This window comes from Rhizobiales bacterium NRL2 (assembly GCA_001664005.1).
GTDB lineage: Bacteria > Pseudomonadota > Alphaproteobacteria > Minwuiales > Minwuiaceae > Minwuia.
In genome coordinates, this window is record CP016093.1 from 1,328,079 (window position 1) to 1,342,754 (window position 14,676).

Below are 14,676 nucleotides of genomic sequence, written 5' to 3' on the forward strand. Positions count from 1 at the left end.
CTCCGGGCCGCGCTACCAATGTATCATCCGTCCGCACTGCATCAGGCGGCGTCCCGCGCCGGATTCGCGGCCAGCCGCCCGGAGAGCGAGTTCGCCTTGCCGGCCTCGATGATCACAGGCGCGATGCGGCCCAGCCGGTGGCCGGGGGCGTCGACATGGACGGCCTGCATGTAGGGGCTGCGCCCGACGAGCTGGCCGTCGCGCCGTCCCGTGCGCTCCAGCAGCACATCCAGGGTGCGGCCGGCGGTGGCCTGGTTGAAGGCGAGCTGCTGGGCGTTGAGCAGCTCCTGCAGGCGCTGCAGGCGCTCGGCCTTCGCGGCTTCCGGCACCTGGGCCGCGGCCGCGGCCGCAGGCGTGCCCGGACGCGGGCTGTACTTGAAGGAGTAGGCCTGCGCGTAGCCCACGCGGCGCACAAGATCCATGGTCTGTTCGAAGTCCTCGTCCGTTTCGCCGGGGAAGCCGACGATGAAGTCTCCGGAAAGCGCGAGGTCGGGCCGCGTGTCCCGCAGACGATCTATGATACGGAAATAGGTGTCACGATCATGACGGCGGTTCATCGCCGTCAGAACGCGGTCGGCGCCGGCCTGCACCGGCAGGTGCAGATAGGGCATGAGCTGCGGCACCTCGCCATGAGCGGCGATCAGGTCGCCGGTCATTTCCAGCGGGTGCGAGGTTGTGTAGCGCAGCCGCGCCAGTCCCGGCACCTCGGCCAGTTCGCGGATCAGCCGGCCCAGCGTCCAGTCGCGGCCGTCCGGACCCTCGCCGTGATAGGCGTTGACGTTCTGGCCCAGCAGGGTGATCTCGACCACGCCGTTGGCGGCCATGCCGCGCGCTTCGGCCAGGATATCGCCGGCGGGCCGCGAATATTCGGCCCCGCGGGTATAGGGCACGACGCAGAAGGTGCAGAACTTGTCGCAGCCCTCCTGCACCGTCAGGAAGGCGGCCGGCCCGGCGTCGGCCGACGGCGCCGGCAGGGCGTCGAACTTCTCGACCACGTCGAAGTCGGTTTCCAGCACCGTCTTTCCGGCGGCGCGTGACGCGCGCGCGACCATCTCCGGCAGACGGTGATAGCTCTGCGGTCCGAACACGATGTCGACATAGGGCGCGCGGCGGACGATCTCCTCGCCTTCCGCCTGGGCGACGCAGCCGGCCACGCCGATGACCATGTCGGCGCCGGCCTCGCGGCGCTGTTCGCGCATCTGACGGAGGCGGCCCAGTTCGGAAAAGACCTTCTCGGCGGCCTTCTCGCGGATGTGGCAGGTGTTGAGGATGACCATGTCGGCGTCGGCGGGCGCATCGACCGTGCGATAGCCGAGCGGCTTCAGGATGTCGGCCATACGATCGGAATCGTAGACGTTCATCTGACAGCCATAGGTCTTGATAAAGAGATTCTTCGTCACTCAGGACCGTGTCTTGCGGGGCCGGCGAACCATGCGCCGGGAACCCCATTCTTACGCGCTCTTCGCAACCTAGCCGCCACGCAATCGAAGTCAAGACCGGCCGGGCTTCAGGCGCGGGCGGACAGGGCCTCCGAATTGCCCTCGACGATCAGCCGGCGGCAGTGCTGCGCCAGGGCCTTGCGGTTGCCGAACTGCTCGATGGTGACCGGTTCGAAGAACTTCAGCGTCGCCTCGTAGGGACCGCCCAGCAGGAAGTCCTTCAGATGCGGCGCCAGATCCATGTCGCCGTACCAGGCGGCCTTGTCCATGGAGCGGCGGGTGACGGGGAAGCCGTCGACCCGGGTATAGGTGATGGAAAACGGCTGCACCTTGAGGGCATGGCCTTCGGCTTTCAGCTCGGCCAGCGAGAAGAATGCGGCGCGGAATTCGCCGATGCGCAGGCCGTCCGAGGACGTGCCTTCGGGAAACAGGATCAGGCTGTCGCCCTTCCCCAGCCTTTCGGTCATGTCCTCGCGCTCCTTCGCAGCGGTCTTGCGGTCGCGGGAGACGTAGACCGTGCGTTGCAGGTTCGCGAGATACTTGATCACCGGCCAGGTGCCCACCTCCCGCTTGGCGACGAAGGAGGCCGGCAGGACCGCGCCCATCACCACGATGTCGACCCATGAGACATGGTTGGAGACGAACAGCGCCGGCTCTCCGATCAGCGGCCGGCCGACGACCCGGATGCGGATGCGCAGCAGCCGCCGTGTGAACTGGTGCCAGAAGACCGGTATCCACTTGGCGATGCGCGCGCCCAGCGACAGGCCGAGTGCCGAAAGCGCGAGCCCGACGAGATGGGGAAGCAGCACCACCAGCGTCATGAGAAGAATCGCCAGGATGACGAACGCGATCCTGATGACAGCCATGCTTCAGTCGTTCTTGCGGTCGGCCCGCGTGCCATAGAGCTCCAGGCGGTGGCCGACGAGCCGGTAGCCGAGCTGTTCGGCGACGACACGCTGGAGTTCCTCGATCTGTTCGTTGCGGAACTCGATCACCTCGCCGGAGTTCACGTCGATCAGGTGGTCGTGATGCTCGACCGGCGCCTCCTCGTAGCGGGCGCGGCCGTCGCCGAAGTCGTGGCGTTCCAGGATGTTGGCTTCCTCGAACATCCGCACCGTGCGGTAGACGGTGGCGATGGAGATGTTCTCGTCGACTTCGCTGGCGCGCTGATAGACCTGCTCGACATCCGGATGGTCTTCGGATTCGGAGAGAACACGCGCGATGATGCGGCGCTGCTCGGTCATCCGCATGCCGATGTCGATGCACTTCTGCTCCAGGCGGGAAGGCTGGTCGTTCGAGGGCATGGTGCAATCTCTCTCGTTCAGGCCCGCGCTGTATAGCGATGGCGCATCCGCCTCGCAACCGAACGGCAGCCGCCGCGCCAGAACCAGGGCGTCGGCGCCATTGTCGTAGTATTTTGGTCTGCGGCCAACCTCGTTGAAGCCGAGGCCGCGATAGAGCCGTCTCGCGGCCCGGTTGTGCTCCGATACTTCCAGAAAGAGCGTCGCGCAGTTCTCCAGTCCGCGGGCCGCGCGCCGAATCAGCTGGCCCGCCATGCCCCGGCCGCGCATCTCCGGCACGACGCCCACGCTGATGATCTCGGCCTCGTCGGCGGCCTGGCGGACAACCGCGAAGCCGGCGGGGGCGCCATCAAGCGCCGCTGTCCAACCGAGCGTGCCCGGCATGGCGAGAATCCCGGCGAAGGCCTTCTCGTTCCAGGCATCGGCGAAGCAGGCCGCGTGCAGCGCCGCCAGCAGCGCCGGATCGCGCGTGATCCCGATGGCGATGGTCATCGGTCCGGACGGGGCCGGGCGGGCGTCGCATCGGCCTGTCTCAGATAGATCGGCGCCGGCGGCGGCGCACCGCGCCATACAGGTCCCCGGGAGGCGGCGATCCGCGCGATGTCGCGGGCATCCGGCTCCATGTCGGCGGCCAACACGCCCGGCTGCGCCGCGCCGCAATGGGCGGCGACGAGAGCTGCGCCGCTGCCGGCCAGCGCCGTGCCTGGCGACAGCATGGCCGCGGCCGCCGCCGCCGGCATTGCGGCCGGGGCGGTCCAGGCTTCGGCGAAGGGTCCGCCGGCGCGGCGGAAATACTGGACGTAGACCTGATCCCGGCGGGCGTCGATCGCGGCCAGCACCGGCCGGTCGGGCCAGCGCCGCGCCGCGCCCGCGGCCAGCGCTTCCAGGGTTGAGAGTCCGATGACGGGAATGCCGAGCGCGACCCGGAAGCCGCGCGCCGCGGCCAGTCCGATGCGCAGTCCGGTGAACGTGCCGGGGCCCAGCGTGACCGCGACGGCATCCAGTTGCGCGGGCGTGGTTCCGGCGGCGTCGAGCACCCGCTCCAGCAGGGGCATCAGCGCTTCGGCATGGCCGCGCCGCCGCCGCTGGAAGACCGCGAACCGCACGCTGTCCTCCGCCCAGAGGGCGGCCGAGAGCGCGCCGCAGGCGGTATCGAAGGCCAGGATACGCAAGGCGTCAGAGGATTTCGCAGGCCTCGGCGAACGCGGGGCGGTCGCCGGGCGGCTGCAGCGCCGAGGGATCGCCGTGGCCAATGGCGCAGACGAAGCACGACCGCGCGCCGCCGCCGGGAAAGAACGCCGCGTCCACCAGCGCGGCGTCGAAGCCGCTGATCGGTCCGCAGTCGAGACCCAGCGCGCGCGCGGCGATCATCACGTAGGCGCTCTGCATGGCCGCGTTGCCGGTGTCCTCCGCGCCGGCGCTGTCATGGGCCACGACAACGATGACGGGTGCGGACATGGCCGGCTCGCGCTCCGCCACCGGCAGGGCAGGGGCGAGGCGGGCCTTGGCTTCCGGCGATTTCAGGAATCGCAGCCGCGCAGTCGCGCCGGCCGGATCGGTCGGGCCCTGGCGTACAAGATCGTAGAGGGCGTGCAGGCTCACGTCCGCGACCGGCTTGTCCAGCCATGCGCCATGCGTTCCCGCGTGGCGGAAGATCAGGTCCATGCCGGCGTCGCTGAGTATGGATGTCACTGGGCGTCTCCATGCCGGGGCCGAGGTGGCGGAGCGAGGTGCTCCATACTAGATTGACGACCAATTCTGAACAGCCGGTTGAGGAACCCTGAACGATGCCGCGCTTCCGCTTCGCCGCACTGCTGCTCGCGGGGCTCGTCGCGTCCGGCGCGCGCGCCGCCGACCATGCCGTCGTGTTCATGTATCACCATTTCGGCCAGACGGGTCTGCCGGCGACCAATATCCGTCTGGAGCAGTTCGAGGCGCATCTGGATTACCTGGCGGCGGAAAACTACACGGTCTGGCCGCTCTCGCGCGTCGTGCAGGCGCTGCGGACCGGCGAATCCATGCCCGAGCGGACGGTGGCGCTGACGGCCGACGACGCCTATCGCAGCGTGATGACGGAGGCCTGGCCGCGGCTGAAGGCGCGGGGCTGGCCTTTCACGCTGTTCGTCGCCACCGACCAGGTCGACGGCGGCGGCAAGCGGCTGTTGAACTGGGACGAAGTGCGCCGGCTGCGCGATGAGGGCATGGAGATCGCCGCCCATTCGGCAGCTCACGGCCACATGGCGGACATGACGCCGGAGGCGGCGGCGGCCGACTTCGAGCGCGCCAACCGGCGGTTCCGGAAGGAACTGGGGTTCACGCCGGAGATCCTTGCCTATCCCTATGGCGAATACAGTCGGGCGCTGATCGACGTGGCGCGGCAGGCCGGGTACAGCGCGGCCTTCGGTCAGCATTCCGGGCCGGTAGGCCCGGGGCGGCCGATCATGGCCCTGCCGCGCTTCGCCCTGAACGAACGCTTTGGCGAGATGGAGCGGTTCCGAACCGCGGCCGCGAGCCTGCCGCTGCCGGTCGCCGACCCCGAGCCGGCGGACACCCTGCTTCCGGCCGGCGCAACGCCCTTGATCGCGTTCACCCTGCAGGGCGGTGTGGCGCCCGAAGCCGTGGCCTGCTTCCATTCCTCGGCGCCGGGCCCGCTGCCGCTCGCAATCGAGGGACAGCGGATCAGCTTCGAGTTTCCGGTCCCCGCGCAGCCCGGGCGTTCGCGCTTCAACTGCACGGCGCCGGCGGGGGAGGGGCGCTTCTACTGGTACGGGCGTCAGTTCGTGGTGAAGGGTGGGCGCGACTAATCCCGGAAGTTGCGGGCGACCCTGTCGGCCATGACAGGAACGATGCGGCGGTCGAAGTCGCGCAGATCGTTCACCCGCATGATCAGACGCAGGTCGTCTACATAGACCTGGCCGGTTTCGGCGTAGCGGGTCAGATGGCCGGCGAGCCGGTAGCCGTCGATCAGCCGGCCCTCGCGGCGCATTTCCGCGCGCGCGCGTCGCAGTTCGGCATAGGCCGGATGCGTGTTCAGGTTCCGCATGTAGGCGTTGACCGATTCCAGCAGGCTGCGGAACGCCTTGACCTCGAAATTCTCGCCGCTGCGGCGGCGCTCGGGAACGATGCCGTCGCCGCGCGACCAGGTCCGCTGGCCGTAGAGCGCCCGTCCGTCCTGGGCGAAGCGTGAGGTGCCCCAGCCACTTTCCGTGATCGACTGGGCGATGGCCAGCGAGGGCGGGATGATATCGACGCGCAGCAGCAGCGGCCGCACGAGGTCGCGCGGCGTGCCGTCCATGCCGTAGTCCCAGGCCAGTTCCTGGATCCAGAGACGGTCTTCCCGCGTCAGCACGCCCTGACGCGCGATCTCCAGCAGCCGATGGCGATTGGCCAGGATGCGGGCGTTGGCCTCCATCACCAGCGGCAGCACCAGCCGGATGAAGGTGCGCTTCTTCTGGGCCGTGTCGGTGATCTCGCCGATATCCTCGGGAAGGGCCGTGGCGAAGACCGGCGGCGGCAGAGCCGCGCCGCGCCGGACTGCGTCAAGGTCGTAGCTCAGCCTGCCCTGCTCCCAGAGAATGGCCGAGTGCGGCGTCGGCGGAGCCGCGCCCTTCAGCCTGGCCTCAGTCGCGTGGGCACCCTGCAGCAGCAGCGGCAACGCCAAAAGCGCGGCCGCCGCATGGCGTCCATACAGCCCCATGGTCAAATACCCCGATTTCCGAATCGCCCAGCCGCGCACGCCCCGCGACCCTTGCGTCGTTGTTGTTCTTACGGTTCGGCGCGGAGGCTAGACCGCGCGGACCTCTTGCACTTCCGGCACGTAGTGGCGCAGAAGATTCTCGATACCATGCTTCAGGGTCATTACCGAGCTGGGGCAGCCCTGACAAGCACCTTGCATCGCAAGGTACACGACGCCGTCATCGAAGCCATGGAACACGATGTCGCCCCCGTCCTGGGCCACGGCGGGCCGCACGCGGCTGTCCAGCAGTTCGACGATCTGCTTGACGATCTCCGGGTCGCCGTCGCCGGCGTCCGCGTGAGCGCTGGCGGTCCCGATGCTGGCGCCGTCCTCGATCACCGGAAGGCCGGCGCTGAAGTGCTCCATGATGGCGCCGAGGATCGAGGGCTTGATGTGATGCCACTCGACATTCTCGTGCTTGCTGACCGACACGAAGTCGTGGCCGAGATAGACACCTTCCACGCCGTCGACCTCGAACAGCCGGCGGGCGAGCGGAGAGACGGCCGCGTCCTCGGGGCCGCGGAAGTCGGCGACGCCCTCGTTCATGACCGTGACGCCGGGAATGAACTTCAGCGTCTGCGGGTTCGGTGTCGGTTCTGTCTGGATGAACATCCGTTCCTCCGTCATGCCCAGTGGACCCTTGCTCTCGGGTCTCAGGCAGCCTATCTGGCGCGCTCGGACGCGCCGGTCAATACTGGCCCGTCGCCGACGAGGCCTCGAGAGGGTGGAGTTTCGAAACTGGCGGGGCATATGCCACAGACTGATCGGGAAACCAAGGCCGCCGTGATCGCCGGCGGCGGCTGGCGCTCGGACCCGATGGCGCTCTGGCTGATGACGGTCCTGCACCGGCCCAATGCCGAGCTGGATTTCTTCGCCGAGCTCTGCGAGCGGCTGACGGAGGAGGGCATGGAGCTGGCCCGCGGATTCTGCGGGCTGCTGTCCCTTCATCCGCAGTTCGTCTCGCGGAACCTGATCTGGACGCCGGAAACCGGCAGCGAGGTCAAGGGCCGCGAGCACGGCGTCGTCAGCACGAATTTCTACTACCAGAGTCCTGTCTATCTGATTCACCAGGGCGCCGAGGAGGTGCGGCAGCGTCTGGATGTGGACGAGGATCTGCTGGCCTTCGATATCTGGAAGGAAGCGCGGGCGGCCGGCATGACCGACTATATCGCCCTGCCGCTCAGGCATTCGACCGGCGAGGTCAACGTGCTGTCCTTCGCGACCCGCCGGTCCTCCGGCTTTGCCGACGCCGAGATCGGGCGGTTCAAGGATCTGCTGCCGCTGATCGCTCTCCGCCTGGAGTTGATGAACAGCTACTTCGCCACCAACACGCTGCTCACGACCTATCTGGGCGAGGCGGCGGCGCGGCGGGTGCTGGCCGGCACCATCCACCGCGCCGAGGGCGAGGCGCTGCGCGCCGCCATCTATTTCTGCGACCTGCGCGGCTTCACGCGCCTCTCCGACCAGCTGGGCGGTGAGCAGATGATCGAACTGCTGGACGATTACTTCGACTGCATGATCGAACCGATCCGCGCCTGCGGCGGAGAGGTGCTGAAATTCCTCGGCGACGGCATGCTCGCCATCTTTCCCATGGACGACCGCACCGCCCGGCTGGCCTGCCAGTCGGCGCTGGTCTCCGCGGAGGAGGGCATCGCCAATCTGGCCGCGCTCAGCCGTCGGCGCGAGGCCGAGGGCCAGCCGCCGCTGGTTGCCGGCGTCGGCCTGCATGCGGGCGACGTGATCTTCGGCAATATCGGCGCGGCGGACCGCCTAGACTTCACGGTGATCGGCCGCGCCGTCAATGAAGTCAGCCGCGTCGAGGCCCTGACCAAGCGGCTCGCCCGGCCGGTGCTGATGACTGCCGAATTCGCCCGTCTGCACGGCGACGGGCGCGCCCTCCGCTCGCTCGGACCGCAGCGGCTGGCCGGCATATCGGAACCGGCCGAGATATTCGCGCCGGCCTGACCGCCACCCCGCCCCGCCCGCAGCCGCAGGACCCAGAATCCGGATGATCCAGTTCGCCCTCGCCGTCGCCTTCCTGATCATCACGCCCGGCCCCGGCGTCCTCTCGGTCGCCGGCGTCGGCGCCGGGTTCGGCCTGCGCGCCGGCGCGCGCTACATCGCGGGGCTGTTCGTCGGCACCAATCTGGTCGCCATCGCCGTGGTCAGCGGACTATGGGCGGCGGTGTCGACGGTGCCGTACCTGAGGACGGCGCTGCTGTTCGTTTCGGTCGCCTTCCTGACCTATCTGGCGCTGCGCATCGCCTTCGCCGGCGCCTCCATCGCCTTCAACCGCGCGCTCAAGCAGCCCGGCGCGGCGGACGCGGTCTTCCTGCAGTTCGTCAATCCGAAGGCCTATGCCGTCAACACGACGCTGTTCGCCGGTTTCCCGATGGGCTTCACCGATCCCGCGACCGAGATCGCCATGAAGTTCCTGATCATGAACCTGATCTGGGTGCCGGTGCATTTCGGCTGGCTGTGGCTGGGCATCACCATCAAGCGTCTCGACCTGCCGGCGTGCACCCAGCGGCGCATCAACTATCTGATGGCCGTCGCCATGATGGCGGTCGTGGCGATGACGCTGCTGGCAGGCGGCATCGCCGGGGCGTGAGGCCGGCCGCGGCTCAGTCGCGCCTTTCCATCTCCAGCAACGCCTGCTTGCGCTCCAGCCCCCAGCGGTAGCCGTGCAGCTTGCCGTCGGAGCCGACGGCGCGATGGCAGGGTATGGCCAGCGAGACGGGGTTGCGCCCGCAGGCCGAGCCCACGGCCCGGACCGCCTTCGGCTTGCCGATTGCCTCGGCGATCTCCGCATAGGTGCGTGTCTCGCCGTAGGGGATGTCCATCAGCGCCTGCCAGACCCGCCACTGGAAGGCTGTCGCCCGGACGTCGAGCGGCAGGGCCGGGTGCGGGCCGTCGCTGTCGAGATAGGCTGTCAGCGCCGCCAGCGATTCCGACAGCGCCGCGCCGTCCTCGGCCAGTTCCGCATTCGGATACTCCTCGCGCAGTTCGCCGGCAAGCCGGGCCGGATCGTCGCCCAGATAGACCGCCGAGACGCCCTTTTCTGTCGCCGCCGCCAGGACCAGGCCCAGCCGGCTCCCCGCGAAGCCGTAGGCCATGCGCACGCCCGGCGCGCCCCGGGCGTAGACGCCGGGCGCCATGCCGAGCGTCCGGTCCGCGTTCTCGTAGACCCGGCTGGGCGAACCGTAGCCCGCGCCGTAGATGGCGTCGGCGACGCCGTTCTCCGCGCGCAGCCCTGTTTTCAGCAACGCCACCCGCCGGGCCTCGGCGTACTGGCGCGGGCTCACGCCCACGGCCTTCTTGAACGCCTTCTGGAAGTGATGGGCGTTGAAGCCCGCCCGCTCGGCCAGCGCCGAGAGCGAGGGCACGGCTGCGGCCTCCGTCAGGCTCCGCTCGATGCCGCGCGCGGCATCCTCGATGGCGGCCATCATCGGGTCGGCCAGGTGCTGGCGCTGGGGATGGCAGCGCTTGCAGGGGCGGAAGCCGGCCTGCTCGGCGGCCGCCGGCACGTCGAAGAACGTCACGTTCTCGCGCTTCGGCGTGCGTGCCGGACAACTCGGCCGGCAGTAGATGCCCGTGGTCTTCACGCCCAGCACGAAATGGCCGTCGAAGGTCGCGTCGCGCGTCTCGACGGCGGTCCAGAAGTTCTGTTCGGTCATGGTTCGCTCCTCGATCATGACCGGCAATGTCGTCCTTTCTCCCCGCCGCGGCTATCCGGGGCTTGTCGTCTATATCAGGCGGCGGCCCGGCCCGCGTCGACGCCCCACGACCTGGGAACCTCGATCTCCATGTCCATCAGCATCTGGGCGTAGGCCTTGCCCTGCGGGTCGTTGCGCAGGCTGGCGACGCCGCCCCCGCCCAGGCTGCCGTAGAGCATGAAGTTCATCGCCCCGATGCCGGGCAGGTCGAAGCGGTCCACCTTCACCTGGTCGTCGAAGACATGCGCCATGTAGGCGCCGACCGCCTCCGCCGTCAGGGCGTGGCGCAGCACGGGCAGATATTCCGGCCGGCGCGCGACGACGCCGATGTTGGAGTGTGCGCCCTTGTCGCCGGAGCGGCCGTGGGCGACCGCCAGCAGCGGCACCGTGACCGTTTCGCCGGCCGGGGCCTCGGCGGGAGCCGCCTCGACATCGCTGATCGTGGCGGGATCGAAGCCTCCGGCGGCGGGCACGTCGACATCGAACCGCTTGCCATCGACCACGACGGAAACGGGCACGTCCGACTTCTTCGCCAGGAATGAGAACAGGCGGATGACCGGCTGCGCCTTGGGCCGGCCGGCGCCGAATCCGGTGGTGCCCTGGCTGAACGACGTGCCGGCGGCCGCAATTTCCTTGGTGAAGATCGACAGCGCCTTCATGTCAGGATGCTTGACGGCGAGCTTCATGATCGCCTCGCGTGCGGCCCGGGCGCGGGAATGCGGGCCGTACATGGCCTCGCCGCCGAGTATCTCCAGATGCGTTTCGGTGTAGTCGCCCAGATTGCGCTCCGCCAGCATCCGCCGCGTGCGCTTCAGGATGGCTTCGGCGGTCTTCTCGCACTTCGCCACGGCCTCCCAGCCGCCGATGGTCATCATGGCCACGGCGCGGTAACCGTCCTGCCAGGTGGCGGAGACCTTGTAGCTGTCGGTCGGCGGTCGGCCCTTCGCCCCCTTCACCAGCACGCGGTTCTCGCCGACCTCCTCGACCTCGACGGTGGTGAAGTCGCAGACCACGTCGGGCAGCATGTAGGCGCGGGGATCGCCGATCTCGTAGAGCAGCTGCTCCTTGATCGTCCCGGCCTCGACCAGTCCGCCGGTGCCTTCGGGCTTGGTCAGCACGAAGCTGCCGTCGGCGCGGCATTCGGCGATCGGATAGCCGATGTCGTCCCAGTCGGGGACGCGGTGATAGTCGGTGTAGAGGCCGCCCGTCGCCTGGGCGCCACATTCCAGGATGTGGCCGCACAGGCTGCCCGCGGCCATCAGGTCGTGGTTGTCCGGCGACCAGCCGAATTCGTGCATCAGCGGCCCGAGGGTCACCGCCGAATCGACCGCGCGTCCGGTAATGACGACGTCCGCACCCTCGTCCAGCGCCTTCGCGATCGGCACCGCGCCCAGATAGGCGTTCATCGACCAGCATTTCTCGGGGAACGGCGCGCCGGAGAACATTTCCGTCACCCCCGCCTTCCGCAGGGCCTCTTCGCGGTCCATCAGGTCGTCGCCCTCGACCCAGGCGATCTTCAGGCTGACTCCGGCCTCCTCGGCGACCTGGCGCAGCGCCTCCGCGCAGGCCTTCGGATTCACGCCGCCGGCATTGGAGACGACCTTGATGCCCTTTTCGGCGATGTCGCGAATGACCTGCTTCATGGCGACGGAGACGAAGTCGACCGCATAGCCGGCGTTCGGATCCTTGGCGCGCATGCGGGCCATGATCGACATGGTGATCTCGGCCAGGTAGTCGAAGACCAGATAGTCGATCTCGGCGCGGCGTACGAGCTGCGGCGCGCCGACCCCCGAATCGCCCCAGAAGCCGGATGCGCCGCCGATGCGGATGATCTTCTCGCTCATGTCATCCTCCCCAGAATGAACTGACTTTGTGCCGCAGTAGCAGAAAATTGCCCTGACCGCCGCCTCTACCTATCCTGCGCCGCCATGAGCGAGTTGCAAGCCTTCTGGGAAGAGATCGAACTCGTCTGGCAGCGCGGCGTCTTCGGCGTGGAGACCGACCGCGCACTGCTGGCCATCGCCGTCTTCCTTCTTTTCGTCGTCCTGCGCGGGCTGTTCACCGCGGTCGTGGTCGCAGGGCTGGGGCGTCTCACCCAACGGACCGAGACCACGATCGACGACCAGATGCTGGAGGCGGCGCGGGGCCCGCTGCGGTTCGTGTTCCTTGTCGCCGGGCTGTTCTTCGCGGCCCGGGTCGCGCCGCTGCCTCCGGAGGTGGACGAATACGCCACGAAGATCGTCCGCTCACTGATCGCCTTCACCATCTTCTGGACCATCTACCGGATGGCGGAGCCGCTGTCGTTCCTGCTCGACCACGCCTCCAACGCCATGCGCGGCCAGGAAATCGGCGCTGCACTGAAGAAATTCGCCGTCCGCATCTTCCGGGTGATCGTCGCCGTCATCGGCGCCGCCGCGATCCTGGAGGAATGGGACTTCGACGTCGCCGCCGTGCTGGGCGGTCTCGGCCTGATCGGCATGGCGGTCGCCTTCGGCGCCCAGAACCTGATCGCCAACCTGTTCGGCGGTGTGGTGATCTTCCTCGACAAGATCTTCGTCGAGGGGCACTGGATCCGCGCCGGCGACGTGGAAGGCGTGGTGGAGAAGATCGGCTTCCGCACCACCAAGATCCGCCGCTTCGACAAGTCGCTGGTCACCCTGCCGAACACGAAGCTTTCCGACGACGCGGTGGTCAATTTCTCGATGATGACCAACCGCCGCATCTACTGGGTGATCGGGCTGGAATACCGCACCACCCACGACCAGCTCCGCCAGGTGGTCGAAGGGATTTCGGCCTACGTCCACAACAATGAGGACTTCGAGACCGATCCCAACCGCGTCTCCACGCTGATCCACGCCGACAGTTTCAACAACTCCTCCATCGACATCATGTTCTACGCCTTCACCAAGACGACTGTCTGGGCCGAATGGATGCGGGTGAAGGAGGAACTGCTCTACGAAGTGAAGCGGATCGTCGAGGAGGCCGGCACCTCCTTCGCCTTCCCGTCGTCGTCGCTCTACGTTGAGACCTTGCCCTTCGGAGCGCCCGAAGTGCCTATCCGCATCGAGGACACGCGCTCGTCCGGCGGCGGCGAACCCGACCGCTCGGTCCGGCCCAGTGGCGATACCCAGACCGTCCGTCCCGGCGCCCGCGGGCCCAGCGGCGAAGACGGGGAATAGGTCCCGGTTTGAAGATGGCGTACGGGCTCGGTCGCCGTCGATCCTCCTCTCGCGTCAGCTGACGCGGGACCACCCTCCCCCTTGGTCAAGGGCGAGGGCAGGGTGGGGGATCGTCCGTTCGTCGTAGTTCAGAAGACGCCGATGCGTTCGACGGTCCAGTAGAGCCCGGTGAGCGCGATCGCCGAGGAGGCGGGTATCACCACGGCGCGGCGGTAGATCCGCTCCGGCATGCCCCAGATGCCGATGGCCAGCCAGGCCACCAGGATCACGGTGAGCTGGCCGAATTCGACGCCGATGTTGAAGCCGATCAGCGCCTCCAGGAACTCGCCGCGCGCCAGGCCGAGGTCGGTCAGCACGCCCGCGAAGCCGAGCCCGTGCAGCAGGCCGAAGCCGAAGACGACGAAGGGCCGCCATGGCGTCAGATTGCGGGTGAAGATGTTCTCTATGGCGACGAAGGCGATGGAGAGCGCGATCAGCGGCTCGACGATTGACGGCGGCAGCTGGACAACGCCGTAGAGCGACAGCGCCAGGGTGATGGAATGGGCCACGGTGAAGGTCGTCACCTGCACCAGAAGGGGGCGCATGCGCTGGGAGAGAAGAAACAGCCCCAGCACGAACAGGATGTGGTCGAGGCCCCTGGGCACGATGTGGATGAAGCCCACCCAGAGATAGTCGGCCACCACCTCGATGGCTGTTCTCTGCGGCGCGAGCCCTTCCAGCGGCAGGCTCTGTTCCGCCGTCCCCTCGGACAGCCACCAGGTGCGGAATTCGCTGTCGCCTTCGCGTTTCATCTTCAGCGCGATGGGGCCGTAGGCTTCCGGGTAGGACCAGGTGAAACGCTCCGAGCCGGGCGGGATCGGCCCTTCGGCGGCGATGCGGGTGACACGTGTCACCGAGATGTCTTCCGCCGGCTGCGGTTGCACTGCCACCAGTTCCGGCGTCACCGCCCGCCCGTCGAAGCGCAGCGCGAAGTCGTCCATCACCCGCGCCGCGTCGGCCCGGAAGGCCTCGGCCAGCTCGGCGTCGCTCATGGCGCGGTAGCGGTCATAGGCCGCGGCATTCGGGCTGTCGTTGGTGTCGTCATAACCGGGGCCGATCTCCGCCAGCATTGCCTCGGCGTTCATTTCCATGTCTATCTGGAAACGGCCGTCGGCGCCGAGGACGACCTCCACGACGGAGGGCTTGATCTCGTGTGCGTCAGCGGCCGTGCCCCACAGGCAGAGCGGCGCCGCCGCGAGCAATGCGAGGATCGAGATGACGAAAGCCCGGCGCATCGGCCGCTCCCTGAATCGTGCTGGACGGACC

General features: G+C 68.2%; 14 protein-coding genes. 4 read left to right on the forward strand and 10 right to left on the reverse strand.

Translation table 11 applies throughout. The features are described from left to right. Nucleotides 1-41: 41 nt before the first annotated feature. The 5 genes from TEF_06095 to TEF_06115 all read right to left on the reverse strand — a co-directional run bounded on the left by TEF_06095 (nucleotide 42) and on the right by TEF_06115 (nucleotide 4,432). Nucleotides 42-1,400, reverse strand: coding sequence for a tRNA (N6-isopentenyl adenosine(37)-C2)-methylthiotransferase MiaB (locus TEF_06095; GenBank protein ANK80413.1), 1,359 nt, complete (start codon nucleotides 1,398-1,400; stop codon nucleotides 42-44). A 107-nt stretch (nucleotides 1,401-1,507) separates the two neighbouring features. Then, nucleotides 1,508-2,305: a hypothetical protein gene (locus TEF_06100; protein ANK80414.1), complete on the reverse strand. Its 798-nt coding sequence runs from the start codon at nucleotides 2,303-2,305 to the stop codon at nucleotides 1,508-1,510. A 3-nt stretch (nucleotides 2,306-2,308) separates the two neighbouring features. Beyond that, on the reverse strand, nucleotides 2,309-2,743 hold the full coding sequence (locus tag TEF_06105) for a transcriptional repressor (GenBank protein ANK83308.1): 435 nt from the start codon (nucleotides 2,741-2,743) through the stop codon (nucleotides 2,309-2,311). Nucleotides 2,744-3,228: 485 nt separating this feature from the next. Next, on the reverse strand, nucleotides 3,229-3,912 hold the full coding sequence (locus TEF_06110) for a tRNA N6-adenosine(37)-N6-threonylcarbamoyltransferase complex dimerization subunit TsaB (protein ID ANK80415.1): 684 nt from the start codon (nucleotides 3,910-3,912) through the stop codon (nucleotides 3,229-3,231). Between the two features lie 4 nt (nucleotides 3,913-3,916). Next, entirely contained in the window at nucleotides 3,917-4,432 is a 516-nt protein-coding gene (locus tag TEF_06115; protein ID ANK80416.1) for a hypothetical protein, read from the reverse strand. Between the two features lie 95 nt (nucleotides 4,433-4,527). Between TEF_06115 and TEF_06120 the strand changes: the two genes are divergently transcribed. Beyond that, the gene (locus tag TEF_06120; GenBank protein ID ANK80417.1) at nucleotides 4,528-5,544 is read left to right on the forward strand and encodes a hypothetical protein; all 1,017 of its coding nucleotides are present in this window, start codon (nucleotides 4,528-4,530) and stop codon (nucleotides 5,542-5,544) included. Here TEF_06120 and TEF_06125 read toward each other — a convergent pair. After that, a complete protein-coding gene (locus tag TEF_06125; protein ID ANK80418.1) occupies nucleotides 5,541-6,437 on the reverse strand; it encodes a hypothetical protein in 897 nt (298 codons plus the stop codon). The two genes, TEF_06120 and TEF_06125, sit on opposite strands and share 4 nt — an antisense overlap. Nucleotides 6,438-6,524: 87 nt before the next feature. After that, the gene (locus tag TEF_06130; GenBank protein ID ANK83309.1) at nucleotides 6,525-7,088 is read right to left on the reverse strand and encodes an iron transporter; all 564 of its coding nucleotides are present in this window, start codon (nucleotides 7,086-7,088) and stop codon (nucleotides 6,525-6,527) included. Between the two features lie 138 nt (nucleotides 7,089-7,226). On the opposite strand from TEF_06130, the gene TEF_06135 reads away from it, so the two are divergent. Both TEF_06135 and TEF_06140 read left to right on the forward strand, forming a co-directional pair. Further along, the gene (locus TEF_06135; GenBank protein ANK80419.1) at nucleotides 7,227-8,441 is read left to right on the forward strand and encodes a hypothetical protein; all 1,215 of its coding nucleotides are present in this window, start codon (nucleotides 7,227-7,229) and stop codon (nucleotides 8,439-8,441) included. A 43-nt stretch (nucleotides 8,442-8,484) separates the two neighbouring features. Continuing rightward, complete coding sequence (locus TEF_06140; protein ANK80420.1) at nucleotides 8,485-9,087, forward strand: lysine transporter LysE; 603 nt, start codon at nucleotides 8,485-8,487, stop codon at nucleotides 9,085-9,087. A gap of 13 nt (nucleotides 9,088-9,100) precedes the next feature. Here the strand turns inward: TEF_06140 and TEF_06145 are convergent, their stop codons facing one another. Continuing rightward, nucleotides 9,101-10,171 (reverse strand): hypothetical protein, encoded by a 1,071-nt coding sequence (locus tag TEF_06145; GenBank protein ID ANK80421.1) that lies wholly within the window; start codon nucleotides 10,169-10,171, stop codon nucleotides 9,101-9,103. Nucleotides 10,172-10,227: 56 nt separating this feature from the next. Beyond that, a complete protein-coding gene (locus tag TEF_06150) occupies nucleotides 10,228-12,036 on the reverse strand; it encodes a terpene utilization protein AtuA (protein ID ANK80422.1) in 1,809 nt (602 codons plus the stop codon). A gap of 84 nt (nucleotides 12,037-12,120) precedes the next feature. Between TEF_06150 and TEF_06155 the strand changes: the two genes are divergently transcribed. Beyond that, on the forward strand, nucleotides 12,121-13,371 hold the full coding sequence (locus TEF_06155) for a hypothetical protein (protein ANK80423.1): 1,251 nt from the start codon (nucleotides 12,121-12,123) through the stop codon (nucleotides 13,369-13,371). A 128-nt stretch (nucleotides 13,372-13,499) separates the two neighbouring features. On the opposite strand, the gene TEF_06160 is transcribed toward TEF_06155, so the two are convergent. Then, the gene (locus TEF_06160; GenBank protein ANK80424.1) at nucleotides 13,500-14,645 is read right to left on the reverse strand and encodes a hypothetical protein; all 1,146 of its coding nucleotides are present in this window, start codon (nucleotides 14,643-14,645) and stop codon (nucleotides 13,500-13,502) included. Nucleotides 14,646-14,676 lie beyond the last annotated feature (31 nt).

Coding starts and splice junctions, on each gene's coding strand:
- TEF_06100 (ANK80414.1), bottom strand. CDS start 2,305: ATGGCTGTCATCAGGATCGCGTTCGTCATCCTGGCGATTCTTCTCATG.
- TEF_06105 (ANK83308.1), bottom strand. CDS start 2,743: ATGCCCTCGAACGACCAGCCTTCCCGCCTGGAGCAGAAGTGCATCGAC.
- TEF_06120 (ANK80417.1), top strand. CDS start 4,528: ATGCCGCGCTTCCGCTTCGCCGCACTGCTGCTCGCGGGGCTCGTCGCG.
- TEF_06125 (ANK80418.1), bottom strand. CDS start 6,437: ATGGGGCTGTATGGACGCCATGCGGCGGCCGCGCTTTTGGCGTTGCCG.
- TEF_06130 (ANK83309.1), bottom strand. CDS start 7,088: ATGTTCATCCAGACAGAACCGACACCGAACCCGCAGACGCTGAAGTTC.
- TEF_06135 (ANK80419.1), top strand. CDS start 7,227: ATGCCACAGACTGATCGGGAAACCAAGGCCGCCGTGATCGCCGGCGGC.
- TEF_06140 (ANK80420.1), top strand. CDS start 8,485: ATGATCCAGTTCGCCCTCGCCGTCGCCTTCCTGATCATCACGCCCGGC.
- TEF_06145 (ANK80421.1), bottom strand. CDS start 10,171: ATGATCGAGGAGCGAACCATGACCGAACAGAACTTCTGGACCGCCGTC.
- TEF_06150 (ANK80422.1), bottom strand. CDS start 12,036: ATGAGCGAGAAGATCATCCGCATCGGCGGCGCATCCGGCTTCTGGGGC.
- TEF_06155 (ANK80423.1), top strand. CDS start 12,121: ATGAGCGAGTTGCAAGCCTTCTGGGAAGAGATCGAACTCGTCTGGCAG.
- TEF_06160 (ANK80424.1), bottom strand. CDS start 14,645: ATGCGCCGGGCTTTCGTCATCTCGATCCTCGCATTGCTCGCGGCGGCG.